Source organism: Streptomyces sp. NPDC021562 (assembly GCF_040640875.1).
Classification (GTDB): Bacteria; Actinomycetota; Actinomycetes; order Streptomycetales; family Streptomycetaceae; genus Streptomyces.
Genome location: NZ_JBFACN010000013.1, coordinates 105,326 through 120,026 on the forward strand (window position 1 = coordinate 105,326; position 14,701 = coordinate 120,026).

At 73.8% G+C, this 14,701-nt stretch carries 15 protein-coding genes; 7 read left to right on the plus strand and 8 right to left on the minus strand.

Annotated features, from left to right (window positions below):
* Nucleotides 1-1,488, minus strand: a complete 1,488-nt coding sequence (locus AB0G52_RS21530; protein WP_361337934.1) for an MFS transporter — start codon at nt 1,486-1,488, stop codon at nt 1-3.
* Between the two features lie 86 nt (nt 1,489-1,574).
* Between AB0G52_RS21530 and AB0G52_RS21535 the strand changes: the two genes are divergently transcribed.
* A complete protein-coding gene (locus tag AB0G52_RS21535; RefSeq protein ID WP_361337936.1) occupies nt 1,575-1,967 on the plus strand; it encodes a MarR family transcriptional regulator in 393 nt (130 codons plus the stop codon).
* 9 nt (nt 1,968-1,976) lie between these two features.
* Here AB0G52_RS21535 and AB0G52_RS21540 read toward each other — a convergent pair whose 3' ends face one another.
* Nucleotides 1,977-2,711 carry a maleylpyruvate isomerase family mycothiol-dependent enzyme gene (locus AB0G52_RS21540; RefSeq protein WP_361337938.1) on the minus strand — a complete coding sequence of 245 codons (735 nt, stop codon included), beginning with the start codon at nt 2,709-2,711 and terminating at the stop codon, nt 1,977-1,979.
* Between the two features lie 267 nt (nt 2,712-2,978).
* Nucleotides 2,979-4,139, minus strand: coding sequence for an MFS transporter (locus tag AB0G52_RS21545; RefSeq protein WP_361337940.1), 1,161 nt, complete (start codon nt 4,137-4,139; stop codon nt 2,979-2,981).
* Nucleotides 4,140-4,321: 182 nt separating this feature from the next.
* Between AB0G52_RS21545 and AB0G52_RS21550 the strand changes: the two genes are divergently transcribed.
* Nucleotides 4,322-5,365 carry a YihY/virulence factor BrkB family protein gene (locus AB0G52_RS21550; RefSeq protein WP_132887472.1) on the plus strand — a complete coding sequence of 348 codons (1,044 nt, stop codon included), beginning with the start codon at nt 4,322-4,324 and terminating at the stop codon, nt 5,363-5,365.
* 210 nt (nt 5,366-5,575) lie between these two features.
* The gene (locus AB0G52_RS21555; protein WP_361337942.1) at nt 5,576-6,448 is read left to right on the plus strand and encodes a DMT family transporter; all 873 of its coding nucleotides are present in this window, start codon (nt 5,576-5,578) and stop codon (nt 6,446-6,448) included.
* A 52-nt stretch (nt 6,449-6,500) separates the two neighbouring features.
* Here the strand turns inward: AB0G52_RS21555 and AB0G52_RS21560 are convergent, their stop codons facing one another.
* Together AB0G52_RS21560 and AB0G52_RS21565 are read right to left on the minus strand one after the other, a co-directional pair.
* Nucleotides 6,501-7,472: a DMT family transporter gene (locus AB0G52_RS21560; RefSeq protein ID WP_361337944.1), complete on the minus strand. Its 972-nt coding sequence runs from the start codon at nt 7,470-7,472 to the stop codon at nt 6,501-6,503.
* Nucleotides 7,473-7,479: 7 nt separating this feature from the next.
* A complete protein-coding gene (locus AB0G52_RS21565; protein WP_132887474.1) occupies nt 7,480-8,328 on the minus strand; it encodes an SDR family NAD(P)-dependent oxidoreductase in 849 nt (282 codons plus the stop codon).
* Between the two features lie 281 nt (nt 8,329-8,609).
* Here AB0G52_RS21565 and AB0G52_RS21570 point away from each other — a divergent pair, with 281 nt between their 5' ends.
* Nucleotides 8,610-9,764 carry a galactosyldiacylglycerol synthase gene (locus tag AB0G52_RS21570; protein ID WP_361337946.1) on the plus strand — a complete coding sequence of 385 codons (1,155 nt, stop codon included), beginning with the start codon at nt 8,610-8,612 and terminating at the stop codon, nt 9,762-9,764.
* Here the strand turns inward: AB0G52_RS21570 and AB0G52_RS21575 are convergent.
* Both AB0G52_RS21575 and AB0G52_RS21580 read right to left on the minus strand, forming a co-directional pair.
* The gene (locus AB0G52_RS21575; RefSeq protein ID WP_361337948.1) at nt 9,743-10,549 is read right to left on the minus strand and encodes a polysaccharide deacetylase family protein; all 807 of its coding nucleotides are present in this window, start codon (nt 10,547-10,549) and stop codon (nt 9,743-9,745) included. The two genes, AB0G52_RS21570 and AB0G52_RS21575, sit on opposite strands and share 22 nt — an antisense overlap.
* A gap of 441 nt (nt 10,550-10,990) precedes the next feature.
* Nucleotides 10,991-11,644, minus strand: a complete 654-nt coding sequence (locus tag AB0G52_RS21580) for a TetR family transcriptional regulator (RefSeq protein WP_132887476.1) — start codon at nt 11,642-11,644, stop codon at nt 10,991-10,993.
* Nucleotides 11,645-11,701: 57 nt separating this feature from the next.
* Between AB0G52_RS21580 and AB0G52_RS21585 the strand changes: the two genes are divergently transcribed.
* The 3 genes from AB0G52_RS21585 to AB0G52_RS21595 all read left to right on the plus strand — a co-directional run bounded on the left by AB0G52_RS21585 (nt 11,702) and on the right by AB0G52_RS21595 (nt 13,855).
* A complete protein-coding gene (locus tag AB0G52_RS21585; RefSeq protein WP_361337950.1) occupies nt 11,702-12,379 on the plus strand; it encodes a class II aldolase/adducin family protein in 678 nt (225 codons plus the stop codon).
* A complete protein-coding gene (locus tag AB0G52_RS21590) occupies nt 12,376-13,305 on the plus strand; it encodes a carbohydrate kinase family protein (protein ID WP_132887478.1) in 930 nt (309 codons plus the stop codon). Before AB0G52_RS21585 ends, AB0G52_RS21590 begins: the two co-directional genes overlap by 4 nt.
* Nucleotides 13,306-13,459: 154 nt before the next feature.
* Nucleotides 13,460-13,855, plus strand: coding sequence for a luciferase family protein (locus AB0G52_RS21595; protein ID WP_165939276.1), 396 nt, complete (start codon nt 13,460-13,462; stop codon nt 13,853-13,855).
* A gap of 18 nt (nt 13,856-13,873) precedes the next feature.
* On the opposite strand, the gene AB0G52_RS21600 is transcribed toward AB0G52_RS21595, so the two are convergent.
* Nucleotides 13,874-14,653 (minus strand): DeoR/GlpR family DNA-binding transcription regulator, encoded by a 780-nt coding sequence (locus tag AB0G52_RS21600; protein WP_361337952.1) that lies wholly within the window; start codon nt 14,651-14,653, stop codon nt 13,874-13,876.
* Between the last annotated feature and the right edge of the window lie 48 nt (nt 14,654-14,701).

Genomic DNA, 14,701 nt, shown 5'->3' on the forward strand with positions numbered 1-14,701 from the left:
TCAGTCGCGGGCGGCGGGCACGCGCGCCGCCTCCGGGGCGGTGGACTTGGCGATCACGACGGTCCCCTGCGGGCGCTTGGTGCGCAGCCCCGTGAGTGTGATCAGCAGCCCGGCGAGGGCCACGCAGGCGACCACCACGAAGCCCGGCCGGTAGCTGTCGAGCACCGCCTGCGGGGTGGCGTGGGCGGGGGCGCCGGCGGTGACCACGGCGGTCACGATCGCCAGGAAGATCGCACCGCCCACCTGGACGGAGGTGTTGAGGAGTCCGGAGACCATGCCCTGCTCGTGGTCGTCGACGCCGTTGGTGGCCTGGATGTTGAGCGAGGGGAAGACCAGGGCGCAGGCCGCGCCGATCAGCAGCATCGACGGCAGGATCACCGCCGCGTAGCCCGGGTCCAGGTCGATGCGCAGGAACAGGGCGTAGCCGAGGACCATGAAGGCGAAGCCCGCCGCGATCAGCCGCGGGGTGCCGAAGCGGTCCACGATCGCGCCGACCTTGGTCGAGGAGACCGCCACCAGTGCGCCGGCCGGCAGGAAGGCCAGCGCCGTGTGCAGCGCGGACCAGCCCAGCAGGGACTGCATGTACAGGGTGGTCAGGAACTGGAAGCCGACGTACGAGCCGAAGAAGGCGACCGCACCGAGCTGGGCGCGGACCTGGTTGCCGGCGCGCAGTACGCCGAGGCGGACGAGCGGGCCGGGGGAGCGGCGTTCGACCTGGACGAACACGGTGAGCAGGACGGCGACCGCGAGGAACGACAGCAGGGTGCGGGCCGAGGCCCAGCCCGCCTGCGGGGCCTCCACCACGGTGAACACCAGCAGCAGCATCGAGGCGGTGCCGAGGATCGCGCCCGGGATGTCGTAGCCGTTGTGGTCGCGTTCGCGGGAGCTGCGCGGCAGCAGCCGCAGGCCGGCGAGCAGCGCGATCAGGGCGATGGGCGCGGGCAGCAGCATGGTGAAGCGCCAGCTGGCCTCGGTGAGCAGGCCGGAGAGCACCAGGCCCATGGAGAAGCCGGTGGCCGCGCAGGTCGTGTAGATGGAGAGGGCGCGGTTGCGCAGCGGGCCCTCCGGGAAGGTGGTCGTGATGATCGAGAGGCCGGCCGGGGCGGTGAAGGCCGCGCTGAGGCCCTTGATGAAGCGGCTGGCGATCAGCAGCGGGCCCGAGTCGACGAGGCCGCCGAGCAGGGAGGCGAGCGCGAACACGCCGAGCGCCACGAGGAACACCTGGCGCCGCCCGAGCAGGTCCGCGGTGCGGCCGCCGAGCAGCAGCAGGCCGCCGTATCCCAGGATGTAGCCGCTGACGATCCATTGCAGGGTCGAGGTCGACAGGTGCAGGTCGGAGCCGATCGACGGCAGCGCGACGCCGACCATGGACACGTCCAGGGCGTCCAGGAACATCGCGGCGCAGAGCACCAGCAGTGTGCCCCAGAGCCGGGGGGTCCAGCGCACCGCCGAAGGTGCGGCGGCAGGGGCTGTGAGCGGAGAGGTCATGACACGGCAGACTACATGCATATGCATTGACTGCAAGCGCATTTAATTACGGTGCAATAATTCTGGTTCTCTGCTACGGTGCCGAGATGTCGGCGAAGAAGCCCGAGCAGGAGCTCGTGGAGCAATGGCGGGACATCCTGGCCCTGCACGCCCGTATCCAGTGCGAACTCGACCGCGCGCTGCACGGCCATGGATTGTGCGCCAGCGATTTCGAGGTCCTCGACCTGCTCTCCGACGGTTCCGCGGCCGACGGCGGCTGCAGTTACCGGGTCCAGGAGATCGCCGAGCGGGTGCACCTCAGTCAGAGCGCGCTGTCCCGGCTGGTCGCCCGGCTGGAGAAGGACGGCCTGGTCGAGCGGGCCATGTGCCCGGAGGACCGGCGAGGGGTGCGGGTGGCGCTCACGGGGAAGGGGCGCGCGCTGCACGGTGAGGTGCTGCCCATGCAGCGCGCGGTGCTCAGCCGGCTGCTGGCCGGCTGAACCCGGCGGTCAGATACCGGAGTTCGTCCGCCACAGCCGGGCCAGTTCGGGGTCGCCGGTCACCTGGGGCACCGGCACCCGGTTCCACAGCGCCAGGTACAACTCGTCCGCCGGGCCCGCCAGTTCGGCCTCCGCCGGGCCGGACTCACCGGGCTCCGCCACCGGGGGCCCGGCCGTCAGCCGTACGGTCCACACCGCCTGCGCGTCCACGGCGCGCACCCGCAGCACCCGCGGGGTCTCGGTGCGGACGCGGCTGCGCGCACGGGCGTGGAAGCCGCGCAGCAGTTCGTCGATGCCGTCGGCCGCGAAGCCGGTGGCGACGGGGGAGACCGGGCCACCGCGCGCGGACTCGGCGTCGTACCGGTGGACGGTGGTCTCGTGGGCCTGCCTGCGGGTCCAGAAGGCCAGCGGTGAGGGGACGGGGGCCGGGTGGAAGGTCCAGCAGGTCAGGTCGGCCGGTGCGTCGGCCAGGGTTTCGACGAGCCTGCGGTGGCCGTCTCGGTACCAGGCGATCAGCTCAGTGCCGTCGAGGTCGGGCGGGTCCGGTATGGGGCGGGGGTCGGGGTGCGCCTCGGCGACGAAACCGGCGGCCCACCGGTGGACCGTACCCGTGTGCCGCAGCAGGTCGCGCACCTGCCAGTCCGGGCAGGTCGGCACCTTGGCGTCGGGCCCCGCCGCCTCGGCGGCCGCGGCCAGCGAACGGCCTTCCCGGTCCAGGGTCTCAAGGAACTCGGCAGTCTCCATGCCGTGAGTCTGCACGACGCGTGTGTCCGCACGACGAGTGAGTCCGCACGACGCGTGTGTCTGTACGACGAGTGAGTCCGCACGACGACGCGGACGCCGACGCAACAGGATTCCACCGACTGCGCACAGCCGGCGGCCCGCTTGCCGAGACACAGCTGTGGGCCGCCTGCCGACACGGGCGTGAACGGCAACACCCCGACGTCCACCCGGTACGGGAGCCGGAGCCGCCCTACCAGGCGGAGTGCTCCGCTCGCACGCAGGCTCCGCTCACCTGGACGTCGCGCCGATCAGGGTCGCCACCGCCGCCAGCACCGCCACGCTCGTCAGGGCCGTCGGCAGGGAGGTCCAGTCCGCCACGAAACCGATCGCCGGCGGGCCGAGGAGCATGCCGCCGTAGCCCAGGGTGGACGCCGTCGCCACGCCCGAGGGACCGGCCAGCGCACCGGCCCGCTCCACCGCCACCGGGAACAGGTTGGCCAGCCCCAGGCCCGTGATCGCGAAGCCGAGCAGGGCGGCCCACACCCACGGCGCGAGGGAACCGACGAGCATGCCGGCCGCCGCCGTACCGCCCCCGAACACCACGGTCCTGGACCGTCCGAGCCGCTCCAGCAGCGTCGTCCCGCTCGCCCGCCCTACCGTCATGGCCAGCGCGAAACACGTGTAACCGGCGGCGGCGACCCCCGCGGACGCGCCCAGGTCCTGCCGCAGGTGCAGGGCGCCCCAGTCGGCCATCGCGCCCTCCCCGTACGCCGTGCACAGGGCGATCAGGCCGAAGACGAGGACCATCCGGCGTGTCCGGATCGTCCGGCCGTCCGGGCGGACCCGGGCGGGCCCGACCCGGTCCTCGGCGTGCGGGACGGGGATGTCGTGACGGAGCAGCGCCCGGCCGGCGACCGCCGTGACCAGCAGGCCGGTCACGGTGAGGGCGAGGAGATGGCGCGTGGGGCTCAGGGACGCGGCGACCAGGCCCCCGAGCCCGGCGCCGATCATGCCGCCGAGGCTGAACGCCGCGTGGAAGGTGGGCATGATCGGGCGGCGCAGGGCCGCGACTAGGTCGACCGCGGCGCTGTTGAAGGCGACGTTCAGTCCGCCGTAAGCGGCGCCGAAGACGAGCAGGACCGCGCCGAGGGCCGCTGCCGAGTGGGTCAGCGGGGGCAGCGCGACACTGAGGCAGAGCAGGACGGCGCAGACGACGGTCACCGGCCCGCTCCCGTACCGGCGGCACAGCCGGCCCGTGAGCGTCATGGTGATCACCGCACCGGCCGAGACGCCGAGCAGCGCGAGCCCCAGGGCGCCGACCGAGGCATGGGTCTGGTGCTTGATGTCGGGAATCCGGACCACCCAGCCGGCGAAGACGAAGCCGTCCATGGCGAAGAAGGCGGTGAGAGCGATCCGCAGGCGGGTGAGGGCGAGAGGGCTACCCGGCACGACACTGTGCGATCGGGTTTTGTTTATCAGCGGCACAAATTCAGGCTAGGTGAGGACCGGACACCCCGGCAAGGCTGCCGGATCCGGGCCGCGTGGGGCCGGCCGGCGTGGGTACCCGACGGGCACGCGAGCGAACGGGCGGGACTCCGGGAAGGACAGATGCCGTGTGGGCATGACGGGCCATGAGACTTCTCGAGCGTGCTGACCGCTACCAGAGACGTCACCGCTGGGTGGGACTGCCGCTCGCCGTCCTGTACAAGTTCTACGACGACCAGGCCGCCTACCTCGCCGCCCTGCTCACCTACTACGGCTTCCTCTCCCTCTTCCCGCTGCTCCTGATCCTCGTCGCCGTCCTGAGCACCTTCCTCAGCGGCGACCCGGCCCTGCGGCAGCGTGTCCTGGACTCGGCGCTGCGCGAGTTCCCCGTCATCGGCGACCAGTTGGAGAGGAACATCCACTCCTTCCACGGCAGCGGAGCCGCACTCGCCGTGGGTATCGCGGGCACCGTCTACGGCTCGCTGGGCGTCGCACAGGCCGCGCAGTACGCCCTCAACAAGATCTGGGCGGTGCCGCGGCACGCCCGCCCGGACCCCTTCCGCTCGCGGCTCAAGGGCCTGCTCTTCCTGCTCGTCCTGGCGCTCGGGCTGTGCGCGTTCACCCTGCTCTCGGTGGCGGGCTCGCAGACGTTCCTGTTCGGGGCGCGGCTGCGCGGCGGCACCTGGATCGCCGCCACGGTCGGCTCCGTGTTCCTCAACACCCTGCTGCTCGTCGTGAGTTACCGGCTGCTGACCCACCGGGCCCTGCCGCCGCGCCAGTTGCTCGGCGTCGCGCTGGGCGCCGCCTTCGCCTGGCAGGGACTGCAGTGGGCGGGCACGTACTACGTCAGCCACGTGCTGCGCGGCGCGACCGCCACCTACGGCATGTTCGGCATCGTCCTCGGGCTGTTCGCCTGGCTCTACGCGGGTGCGCTGATCTTCGTGCTGGCGGCCGAGGCCGGCGCCGTACGCGTCATGCGGCTGTGGCCGCGGAGTCTGCTGACCCCCTTCACGGACCGGGTGCACCTGAGCCCGGCGGACCGCCGCGCCTACCGGTCGTACGCCACCACCGAGGCCTTCAAGGGCTTCCAGAAGATCCAGGTGCGGTTCGGCACCCCGCCCCACGAACGCCCCGGCCCGCCTCCCGATGCCGAGCCGCGGGACGCAGAACCGCCCGAGGACTCCTCCTGAGGGCGGGGCGACGGGGCACGGGCAGGGTCCGGCGGGTGAGCGCGCACCCGACGTGACGGTCTCCCCGTGTCGCGGGCGGGCGCGCCGGTCGGTGGTCACGTATGGTCGATCCGGCGGGACGTCGTGGACGAGCCCGGCACGGGCGAGCCATCGTCCTCCATGGAACGAGCACCGGTCCGGCAGCGGACGGGGACTTGACGGGTAACGCTCATGATCTATGTCCTGGGCATCTCCGCCGCATGTCTGCTCGGTGTCGGATTCGTGCTCCAGCAGCACGCCGCCGAACGGGCACCCGCCGCCGACGTCCTGCGCTTCCGGCTCCTGTGGGACCTCGCGCACAGCGGCCTCTGGCTGGGCGGCATCGGATGCATGGTGGCCGGACAGCTGCTGAGCACCGTCGCGCTCGCCCGGGGCAACCTGTCCCAGGTGGAGCCCCTGCTGGTCACCAACCTGCTCTTCGCGTTCGTCCTGGCACGCTGGCTGAGCGGCCAGCGGCTCGGCGCCGCCGGCTGGGCCGGGGTCCTGCTGCTCGGCGGGGGAGTGGCCGCGTTCACCCTGGCCGGCCGCCCCGCCCCGGGTCCGGCCGCCCCGGGGGTCTTCCGGCAGTGGCTGGTCATCGGCCTGGTGATCGGAGTGGCCCTCGCCCTGATCGGCTTCGCACGTCACCTGCCGCTGTTCGAGGAACCGCCGCTGCTGGCCACGGCGGCGGGCATGCTCTACGGCCTGCAGGACGCCCTGACCCGGGTGTCCACCGGCATCGCCGGGACCCGCGGGGTGGTCGCCCTGCTCCTGCGCTGGGAGCCGTACGCGGTGGTGGCCCTGGCCGTGACCGGTCTGATGCTGGTGCAGAGTGCCTTCGAAGCCGGACCGCTGCGCATGTCCCTGCCGGCCCTCACGGCCGCCGAACCGCTCGTGGGCATCGCCTGCGGCATCGCGTTCCTCGGCGACCGCCTGCACACCGACAGCGCCTCCCTCGCCTGGCAGGTGGCGGGGCTGGCCGCCGTCGTCACTGGTGTCTTCGTGCTCGCCCGCCATCCGGCCATGCCGGGACAGGACTCGGGGGAGGAGGAGCGGCCGGGGTGAGGAGGAGGGCGCCCGGTCCGCCGTCGGTCCCCGCGTCCCACCGCCCGGCCCGTCACTCGTGGGGTCCCTTCTGCCGCTCCTGACGCTGCCGCCGCACCTGCCGTTCCTGTCCGTCCCGCCGCTGTCCGTCGGCGGGCTCGGCCGGGTCGTCGGGGACCGTGTCCCAGGTGCCGCTGACCGACGGCGCGCCCGCCAGGCCGAGGCTGCCCGCGCCGATGAGCAGGACGCCGATGATCTCGGGCACCAGCCGCACCCCCAGCCCGATGCGCTCCCCGAACAGCGCCCAGCCGAGGGCGACACTGGTGAGGGCGTCACCGAGGGTGAGGGCGGGCTGGGACGCCGTCAGCGATCCGGCGCGGAACGCCGCCTGCAGCAGGGTGAAACCGATCAGCCCCGCGACGGCCAGTGCCCACAGCGACCAGTGCCCGAGAACCGCCGCCGGGCCCTGTCCGAACCTCCCCACGACCTCCTTGATCAGCGCGGCGGTCACCGCGAACGACATGGCCGACGCGAGGCCGTACAGCGCGGCCCTGGGGCCGCCGCGGGCCAGCCGGCCGGCCAGCACCAGCGCCGTCACCACGGCGAGCACCACTCCGCAGGCCACGAGCCAGGCGCCGCCGCTCGCCGTGGTCCGGCCGGCCGTGGGCGAGGCCGCGACGAGGAAGAGAGCCAGCCCGGCCCCGAGGGAGACGAACGCGAACCACGTCCGCCGGTCCGGGCGGCGACGGAACACCACACTGCCCACCACCAGGGTGAACAGCAGCTCGCTGGTCAGCAGCGGCTGGACGACGGACAGGCTGCCCGTGGCGAGCGCCGAACCCTGGAACACACTGGCCAGCGCCAGCATCCCGGCGCCCGCGAGCCAGTACGGCCGGCGCAGCAGGCGTCCCAGCCAGCGCACGGCCTGCCGGGCGTCGAGCCGGCTGTCGGACTCGTCCTCCGCCGCGGCCCGCCGCTGCAGCACCGACGCCGAGGCGTTGCACAACGCGGCGAGCAGGGCGAGGGCGACCGTGAGCGCTCCCACCGGCCCCTCATCCGAATCTGGCGGCGAGTGAGCGGTACAGCCCGGGGGACAGGCCCCGCACCCGGGCGGGCAGGCGGAGCCAGGCCGGCACGAACACCTCGTCCCGGCCGCGTCGCACACTGCTCCAGACGGCGTCGGCCACCCGTTCGGGCGTCACCGGCCGGGGTGACGAGCGCAGGTAGGGCACTCCGCGGCGGGCGAAGAACGGGGTGTCCACCACGCCGGGGATGACATGGCTGACCCCCACGCCGGTGGTCCGCAGTTCGTACCGCAGGGCGTCGGCGAAGACGCCCAGTGCGGCCTTGACCGCGGAGTACACGGCCTCCCCGCGCACCCCGACGCAGCCCGCCACGGAGCCGATCAGCACGATGCGTCCGGAGCCCGCCTCGGCCATGTGCGGGGCGAGCCGCCGCACGACGTGCAGGGTGGCCAGCAGGTCCACCGCGACGACCTCCTCGATCGCCGAACGCGGCATGGCCGTGAAGTCCCCGGCCCAGCCCACGCCGGCACAGGCCACCAGCAGCTCGGGCCTGCCGACCCGGTCGAGGACGAAGTCGCACAGCTCCCGGTCGGTGTGCGGGCGGGTGAGGTCCGCGGCGAAGGCCACGGCCGACGCCTGCGCGGCCACCCGTTCCAGCCGGGTCGCGTCGCGGCCGTTGAGGACCATGTGCCAGCCGCCCTCCGCCGCCAGACGGCGGGCGACCGCCGCGCCGATACCGGACGACGCACCCGTGACGAGGGCGGGACCCCGGAACGCCGCGGTCCTGCGCACGGTGTCCGCCCGCTTGCCCGGCAGCGGACTCTGCCCGGACGCGGCCGGCGCGGTGGTGTCGGCTCGGAAGACGGCGTGGGACATGGACGGCCTCGCAGCGCTGGAGGACAGGTGGGAGACCGGAACCGCCCCTGCGTCCGGGCGGGCTGGTCCCTTCGCGGGGTATCCGCCGCGCAGGTCTTCGAAACGGCCGTACGGCGGAACCGACGGAGCCGTCCCCCACGCGACGGGAACCACGACCATGTCCACCATGGTCGATGAGGTCGGCGGGGACCACCCGAGCGCGTTTGGCGCCGCCCGTCGCGGGTCACTCATCGCGGTGTCGGCCACACCGTGGCGACGCCGCCGCTGACGACCGGGGAACCATGGCCGCCCACGCATCCGCTCGCCACGAGACGGGACCCGTGCCGGGAGCCCGACGACTGCTTCTGGTCAGCGCCAGTATGGGCGCCGGGCACGACAGCGTCGCCGCCGAACTGGCCCACCGGGCCCGGGCGGCCGGCCGGGAGGCACAGGTCGTCGATGTGCTCGCCCTGCTGCCCCGCGGCCTCGGCGCGGGCCTGCGCGGCTGCTACGAGACCTGTGTCCGGCGCGCGCCATGGGCGTACGGCGCCCTCTACCACCTGTTCTTCCGGCCCGGACGCGGCCGTCGCCCGAACGGCGCTCCGCTGGCCCGGCTCGCCGCCGACGCCTTCATGACGTCCGTGCGCCGGTCCCGTTGCGACCTGGTCGTGCCGGTCTTCCACCTGGCGGCGCAGCTCACCGGGGAACTGCGGGCCACCGGCGCGCTGCGGGTGCCCAGCAGCGTGATGATCGTCGACTTCGCCGTGCACCGGCAGTGGCTGCACCCCGGCAACGACCGCCACCTGTGTGTCTCCGAGGACGCCGCCCGTCAGGTGCGCCGTTGGCTCGGCGGACCGGCGGAGACGGTCGGCCCGGTGGTGGACCCGCGCTTCTTCGGCGACGGGGCGGGAACCGGGGCGCGCGCCCCGCGCGAACGCGCGGGACGTCCCGGGACCGGGCGTCCCACGGTGCTGGTGTCGGCCGGCGCCTGGGGAGTGGGCTCGGACCTGCCGGCCACGGCCGGGCTGCTCGTCGAGCACGGTTTCCGTCCGGTCGTGCTCAGCGGACGCAACGAGCGGTTGCGACGGGCGCTGGCCGCGATCCCGGGCGTGGCCGCGCCCGGCTGGGTGACGGACATGCCTCGGCTGCTGCACGGCTGCGCCGCGATGGTGGACAACGCGGCGGGCCAGACCGCCGTCCAGGCGCTGGCCGCCGGCGTGCCCGTCGTCGCCTACCGGCCGCTGCCCGGCCACGGTGAGCAGGGGGTCCGGCGGATGGCCGTCCTCGGACTGTGCGACCTCGCGGCCGACGCGACCGGCCTGGTCGACTCGCTCGGCCGGCTGACCGGACCGGGTCCGGAGCGGGCCCGGCGCGTCGCGGCGGGACGTGCGCTGTTCCGGGACGACCTGCTCGCGCGCGTGCTCGCCCGACCGGGTCAGGGACCTTCGCCGTCCTGACCACCGGCCGGCGTCCCGGCGCGGAGGCGGCCGCGGTGCCGCACCGGGCGGTGCTCGGCGAGCGGCCCGACCGTCATCCCGGCCGCGCGGCAGCCCTGCACGATCTCCGGCAGGGCTCCCAGGGCGGAGCGCCAGCAGCCCGCGGCGGCCACCCGGTCGGAGTCGTGCAGGAGGACCGTACCGCCGGGCCGCAGGTCGGCTCCGATCCGGGCCCGAACCGAGACGGCGGTGGCGTCGGCCGTCCAGTCCTCGCCCCACGCGGTCCACAGCACCGTCCGCAGTCCCGCCCGGTGCGCGGCCGCCCACCGTCCGGACGTCAGGATCCCGAAGGGGGGCCGGTACCAGCGCGGGCGCCGGCCGGTGAGATCGGTCAGCGCCGTCACGGAGCGCAGGACCTCCGACCGGTCGCGGGCGGGCGCGGGCAGCCAGGGCCGGTCGTGCGTCCAGCCGTGGACCGCGAGCTCGTGGCCGCGCTCGGCCATCTCGCGGACGAGCGCCGGGTGCCGCACCGCGCTCTCGCCCAGCAGGAAGAAGGTCGCCCGGACGCCCAGATCGTCCAGGGTTTCGAGGAAGTACGGGGTGGATCCGGGATCGGGGCCGTCGTCGAAGGTCAGGGCGATGTGGTCGGGGCGCCCCTGTCCGGCGAGGCCGGGGAAGCAGCGGTGCCGCAGAGCGGGGAGCCAGGTGGCGGCGGGACCGATGTGGGCCGCCGCCAGGGTGACAAGGGGGAGCAGCACGTATGCGGACGTGCGGCGAACGGGGGCGGGGCGGGTCGGACGGGCCATCGGCGACGTGCCTCCTCGAACGGCCGCGAGCCGTGGCCTGCGGCCACCACGGCGCCTGCGTCGGCCCCCGCGTACCGCGGGCCGTTGCCCGTGACGGGAACAGTCCTGGCGGTGCCGAAGGTATCCGGCCCGCCGCCCCGCCAAACCCACCCACCTCCCGACCACGGGCGTACGGCCCTCCTCCGCCGCCGCCGTCGCCGGCTGGGGGCCGTACGCACGCGTCGCCCGCGTCGCGCACGGTGACGCCGGTGGCGCGGGAACCCACGTGGCCGCCGGGCAAGGGGACGAGTCCGGGCGGACCCGGCTCACCGCCGATGGTGTCCACCTGTCCCGTCGCGAGGCGGGGCGCCGGGTGGGGCCGCCTGCCGCAGGGCCGCCGTGCGCGCCGCGCGTCGCATGTGCGGGGTGGCGCCGGGTTGCTCCGGGTGCCGTTCGGAACCGTCAGGCCCTCCCGCGCTCCCGGCGCCGGGCGATGGCCGTGAGGTAGCCGCGCAGCATCACCTTGGCCTCGTCGAGGAGGGCCGTGTCGCCCTCGGCGTCGCGGCGGAAGGCCTCCTGGGCGAGGGCGTCGGCGGTGAGGACGGCGGCGTGGCAGGCCCGGCCGAGTGTCTCCGTGTCGTCGGCGGCGCCGAGGGCGAGGAGTACCCGGCGGACCCCTTCGGCCATCCGGCGCTTGTGCTCGCGGTCCGCCTCCCTGGTCCGGTCGGTCAGCCCGCTGCCGAACCACAGGGCCCGGAAGCCGTGTTCGCGGCGGTAGAGCCCGGCATACGTGTCGATGAGCACGCCGACCGGGTCGGGCCACCGCTCGACGGCCGCCACGCGGACGAAGTCGTCCATGACGGCCTCCAGCTGCGCGAAGTAACCGGCCGCCAGCGCGTCGACGATGGCGTCCCGGTCCGGCAGGTACTGGTACAGCGAGCCGACCGACACCCCGGCCGCGGCGGCGACCCTGGTCGTGGTGAGCGCCTGGACGCCCTCGGCGACCAGCACTCGCTCCGCCGCCTCCAGCACGCGCGCCAACCGCGCTTTGCTGCGGGCCTGTTGGGGAGTGCGGCGCAGCACGACCCCGGTCTCGTCGGTGGTCGGCTCGGACACGGACGGCTCCTGAATCTGAACGTGACTTTGTTTCAGGTTTACGTTAGCGTCGCGGCCATGACGGACTCAAGCTCCGCACTGGTGCAGGAGCGGGCCGCGGTGGCGGACGTCTGCCGCCGTCTGGGGGCCGCGGGACTGCTCGTCGGCACGGCGGGAAACGTCAGCGTGCGGGTGGGGGACCGGGTGGCGGTCACCGCGACCGGTGCGGTGCTCGCCCACCTCACCGCGGACCAGGTGACGGTGGTCGACCTGTCGGGGAAGGTCGTCGCCGGGACGCTGCAGCCGACCTCCGAACTCGACCTGCACCTCGGGGTCTACCGGCGGTACGGCGCCGGCGCGGTCGTCCACACCCACGCCCCGATGGCCACCGCCCTCTCCTGCGTCCTCGACGAACTTCCCTGCATCCACTACCAGTTGCTGGCCCTCGGTGGCGCCGTGCGGGTGGCGCCGTACGCCACGTTCGGTACCCCGGACCTGGCCGAGTCGGTGCTGACCGCGCTGGCCGGCCGCAGCGCCGCCCTGATGGCCAACCACGGCTCGGTCACCGTCGGTCCGACCCTCGACAAGGCCGTCGAGAACGCCCTGTTGCTCGAATGGGCCTGCGGGGTCTACCAGCACGCGGCGGCGCTCGGAAAGCCCCGGGTCCTGGACGAGCAGCAGCAACTCGCGGTGATCGAGGCCGCGATCGCACGGAACTACGGCACCACTCAATCCTTGCGGGAGGGCAAGCCATGAGAGTCGTCACGATGGGCGTGCACGTGCTGGACGTGCTGGTGCGGCCGGTGGACGCGATACCCGAGGGGCAGGGCGCGACCCTGGTCGAGGACATCAGGATGACCGCCGCCGGGACGGCCGCCGGCACCGCCCTCAGCCTGGCCAAGCTGGGCGCCACGGTGCAGACCACCGGGGCGATCGGCGCCGACGCCACCGGCGACATGCTGGTGCACCTGCTCCGCAGGGCCGGGATCGACACCGAGTTCCTGGTCCGCCGGGTCGACACCGGCACCTCGGCCAGCGTGCTGCCCATCCGGTCCGACGGGGGCCGCCCCTCCCTCCATCTGCTCGGCGCCAACGTCACCTACGGCCTCGACGACGTGCCCTGGGAAGCCCTCGCCGAGGCCACCCATCTGCACCTCGGGGGACCGGAGTTGATCGGTGTCGAGGTCGCCGCCAGAATCCTGCACTTCGCCAAGGAGCACGGCGTGACCACCTCCGTCGACCTGCTCGCGCCCGGCGTCTTCGGCAGCTTCGAGCAACTCGCGCCGGCCCTGCCCCACATCGACCACCTGCTCCCCAACGACGACCAGGTGCTGGGCTTCTCCGAGGAGGACGACCTGGTGGCCGGCGCGAAGAAACTGATCGGTGCCGGGGCCGGGCTGGTCGCGGTCACCCGTGGCGCGGACGGGGCCCTGCTGGTCACCGCCGACGGCACCGAGTCGGTCCCCGCGTTCGAGATCGACGTCGTCGACACCACCGGCTGCGGTGACGCCTTCTCGGCCGGCTTCGTCTACGGCGTCGGCCTGGGCCGTACCCCGCTCGAGGCGGCCGTACTCGGCAACGCGGTGGCCGCGTTGGTCGCCCAGGGCCTCGGCAGCGACCACGGCGACTTCGACCTCGCGGCCGCCGACGCGTTCGCGGCTGCGGGCGCCAGGCGGGAGTAGTACCTTCTCTCCCTCGAACCGTCCCTCGAACCGCTGAAATCCTGCGGATGCCCACTCGCCCCCTGAGCCTGTGTTCGGACAGAGTCCGGCAACAGCTCGGTTAATAACGGCCCGCTGGTTGGTTACCGGAGAGTGAGCGGGCCATGATGACCCCATGACGTTGGCCTCGCGCGCTCTCGCGCAACTGGCGACCTGGCCCGACCTGAGCCAGGTTCTACCGAGCTGCGGCCTGGGCCAGGGGGTGAGTTCGACGCAGGGTGAGATCGCGCACTTCCACTCCGACCGCGACGTGGACCTGCGTCTGACCGCCCGAGCCATCCGGCATTTCGCCAGGGACCTCAAGAACACGGGGGCGATCCGGATCGTCCCCGGCTCGCAGTGGGTGACGATACGGCTCGACGCCGCGAGCGACGTCGACCTGCTGCTGACCTTGGTGAGCGTCGCCCTCCAGGCCCAGCAGAGCTGGCCCGACCCGGCCGACCGGCCCGTGTTCGGCTGCAACGACCAGCGGGGCGCGGGCTTCGTCAGCGCGGACACCAGCGGCATGTGACCGGGGTCCGCGGCCGGCTCACACGGTGACGACCCGGACCCCGGCCTCCTCGAACCGGCCCACCGCCTCCGGCGCCGCCGCCGTGTCCGTCACCAGGGTGTCCACCAGCTCCGCCGCGCAGATCCGGGCGAACGCCCGCCCGCCCAGCTTGCTGGAGTCGGCGGCGACGACCACGCGCGCCGCGCGCTCGCACAGCGACCGGTTGACCGCGGCCTCCGCCTCGTCATGGGCCGCGGCCCCGTGGACGGCGTCGAAGGCGACCACCCCGAGCACCGCCACGTCCAGGGTGATCTGGCTCAACACCCCGTCCGCGAGCGGGCCGACGAGTTCGTACGACTGGGGGCGTGCCACACCACCGGTCAGTACGATCTTGAACTGGGGCCGTACCGCGAGCTCGTTGGCGATGTTGAGCGCGTTCGTGACGATCGTCAGCGCCGGTGTCCCCGTGGTGAGGTCGCCGCGCACGGCCAGGGCGCGGGCCACCTCCGTGGTGGTCGTGCCGCCGGTCAGACCCACCGCCTCGCCCGGGGCTACCAGTTCCGCCACCGCCCGGGCGATCCGCTGCTTCTCAGGGGCCCGGCGCGCCGTCTTGTAGCGCAACGGCAGTTCGTACGACACCCCGTGCACCACCGCGCCGCCCCGGGTGCGCACCAGCATCTGCTGCTCGGCCAGCTGGTCGAGGTCCCGGCGGATCGTGGCCGCCGAGACCCCCAGTTCGGCCGCCGCCTCCTCGACCTCCAGGCGACCGCGCTCGACCAGCAGTTCGAGCAGCACCTTCCAGCGGGCGTCGCGCGACATCCGCCCCCTCCGTTCCTCGGGTTCCGGGCGACCCTAACGCACCCGGCT

What these genes read in the sequence shown, in the direction of transcription:
- AB0G52_RS21550 (WP_132887472.1), top strand. Translation starts at nt 4,322, where the DNA reads ATGAGACTTCTCGAGCGTGCTGACCGCTACCAGAGACGTCACCGCTGG.
- AB0G52_RS21575 (WP_361337948.1), bottom strand. Translation starts at nt 10,549, where the DNA reads ATGGCCCGTCCGACCCGCCCCGCCCCCGTTCGCCGCACGTCCGCATAC.
- AB0G52_RS21565 (WP_132887474.1), bottom strand. Translation starts at nt 8,328, where the DNA reads ATGTCCCACGCCGTCTTCCGAGCCGACACCACCGCGCCGGCCGCGTCC.
- AB0G52_RS21535 (WP_361337936.1), top strand. Translation starts at nt 1,575, where the DNA reads ATGTCGGCGAAGAAGCCCGAGCAGGAGCTCGTGGAGCAATGGCGGGAC.
- AB0G52_RS21600 (WP_361337952.1), bottom strand. Translation starts at nt 14,653, where the DNA reads ATGTCGCGCGACGCCCGCTGGAAGGTGCTGCTCGAACTGCTGGTCGAG.
- AB0G52_RS21590 (WP_132887478.1), top strand. Translation starts at nt 12,376, where the DNA reads ATGAGAGTCGTCACGATGGGCGTGCACGTGCTGGACGTGCTGGTGCGG.
- AB0G52_RS21555 (WP_361337942.1), top strand. Translation starts at nt 5,576, where the DNA reads ATGATCTATGTCCTGGGCATCTCCGCCGCATGTCTGCTCGGTGTCGGA.
- AB0G52_RS21540 (WP_361337938.1), bottom strand. Translation starts at nt 2,711, where the DNA reads ATGGAGACTGCCGAGTTCCTTGAGACCCTGGACCGGGAAGGCCGTTCG.
- AB0G52_RS21585 (WP_361337950.1), top strand. Translation starts at nt 11,702, where the DNA reads ATGACGGACTCAAGCTCCGCACTGGTGCAGGAGCGGGCCGCGGTGGCG.
- AB0G52_RS21570 (WP_361337946.1), top strand. Translation starts at nt 8,610, where the DNA reads ATGGCCGCCCACGCATCCGCTCGCCACGAGACGGGACCCGTGCCGGGA.
- AB0G52_RS21595 (WP_165939276.1), top strand. Translation starts at nt 13,460, where the DNA reads ATGACGTTGGCCTCGCGCGCTCTCGCGCAACTGGCGACCTGGCCCGAC.
- AB0G52_RS21530 (WP_361337934.1), bottom strand. Translation starts at nt 1,488, where the DNA reads ATGACCTCTCCGCTCACAGCCCCTGCCGCCGCACCTTCGGCGGTGCGC.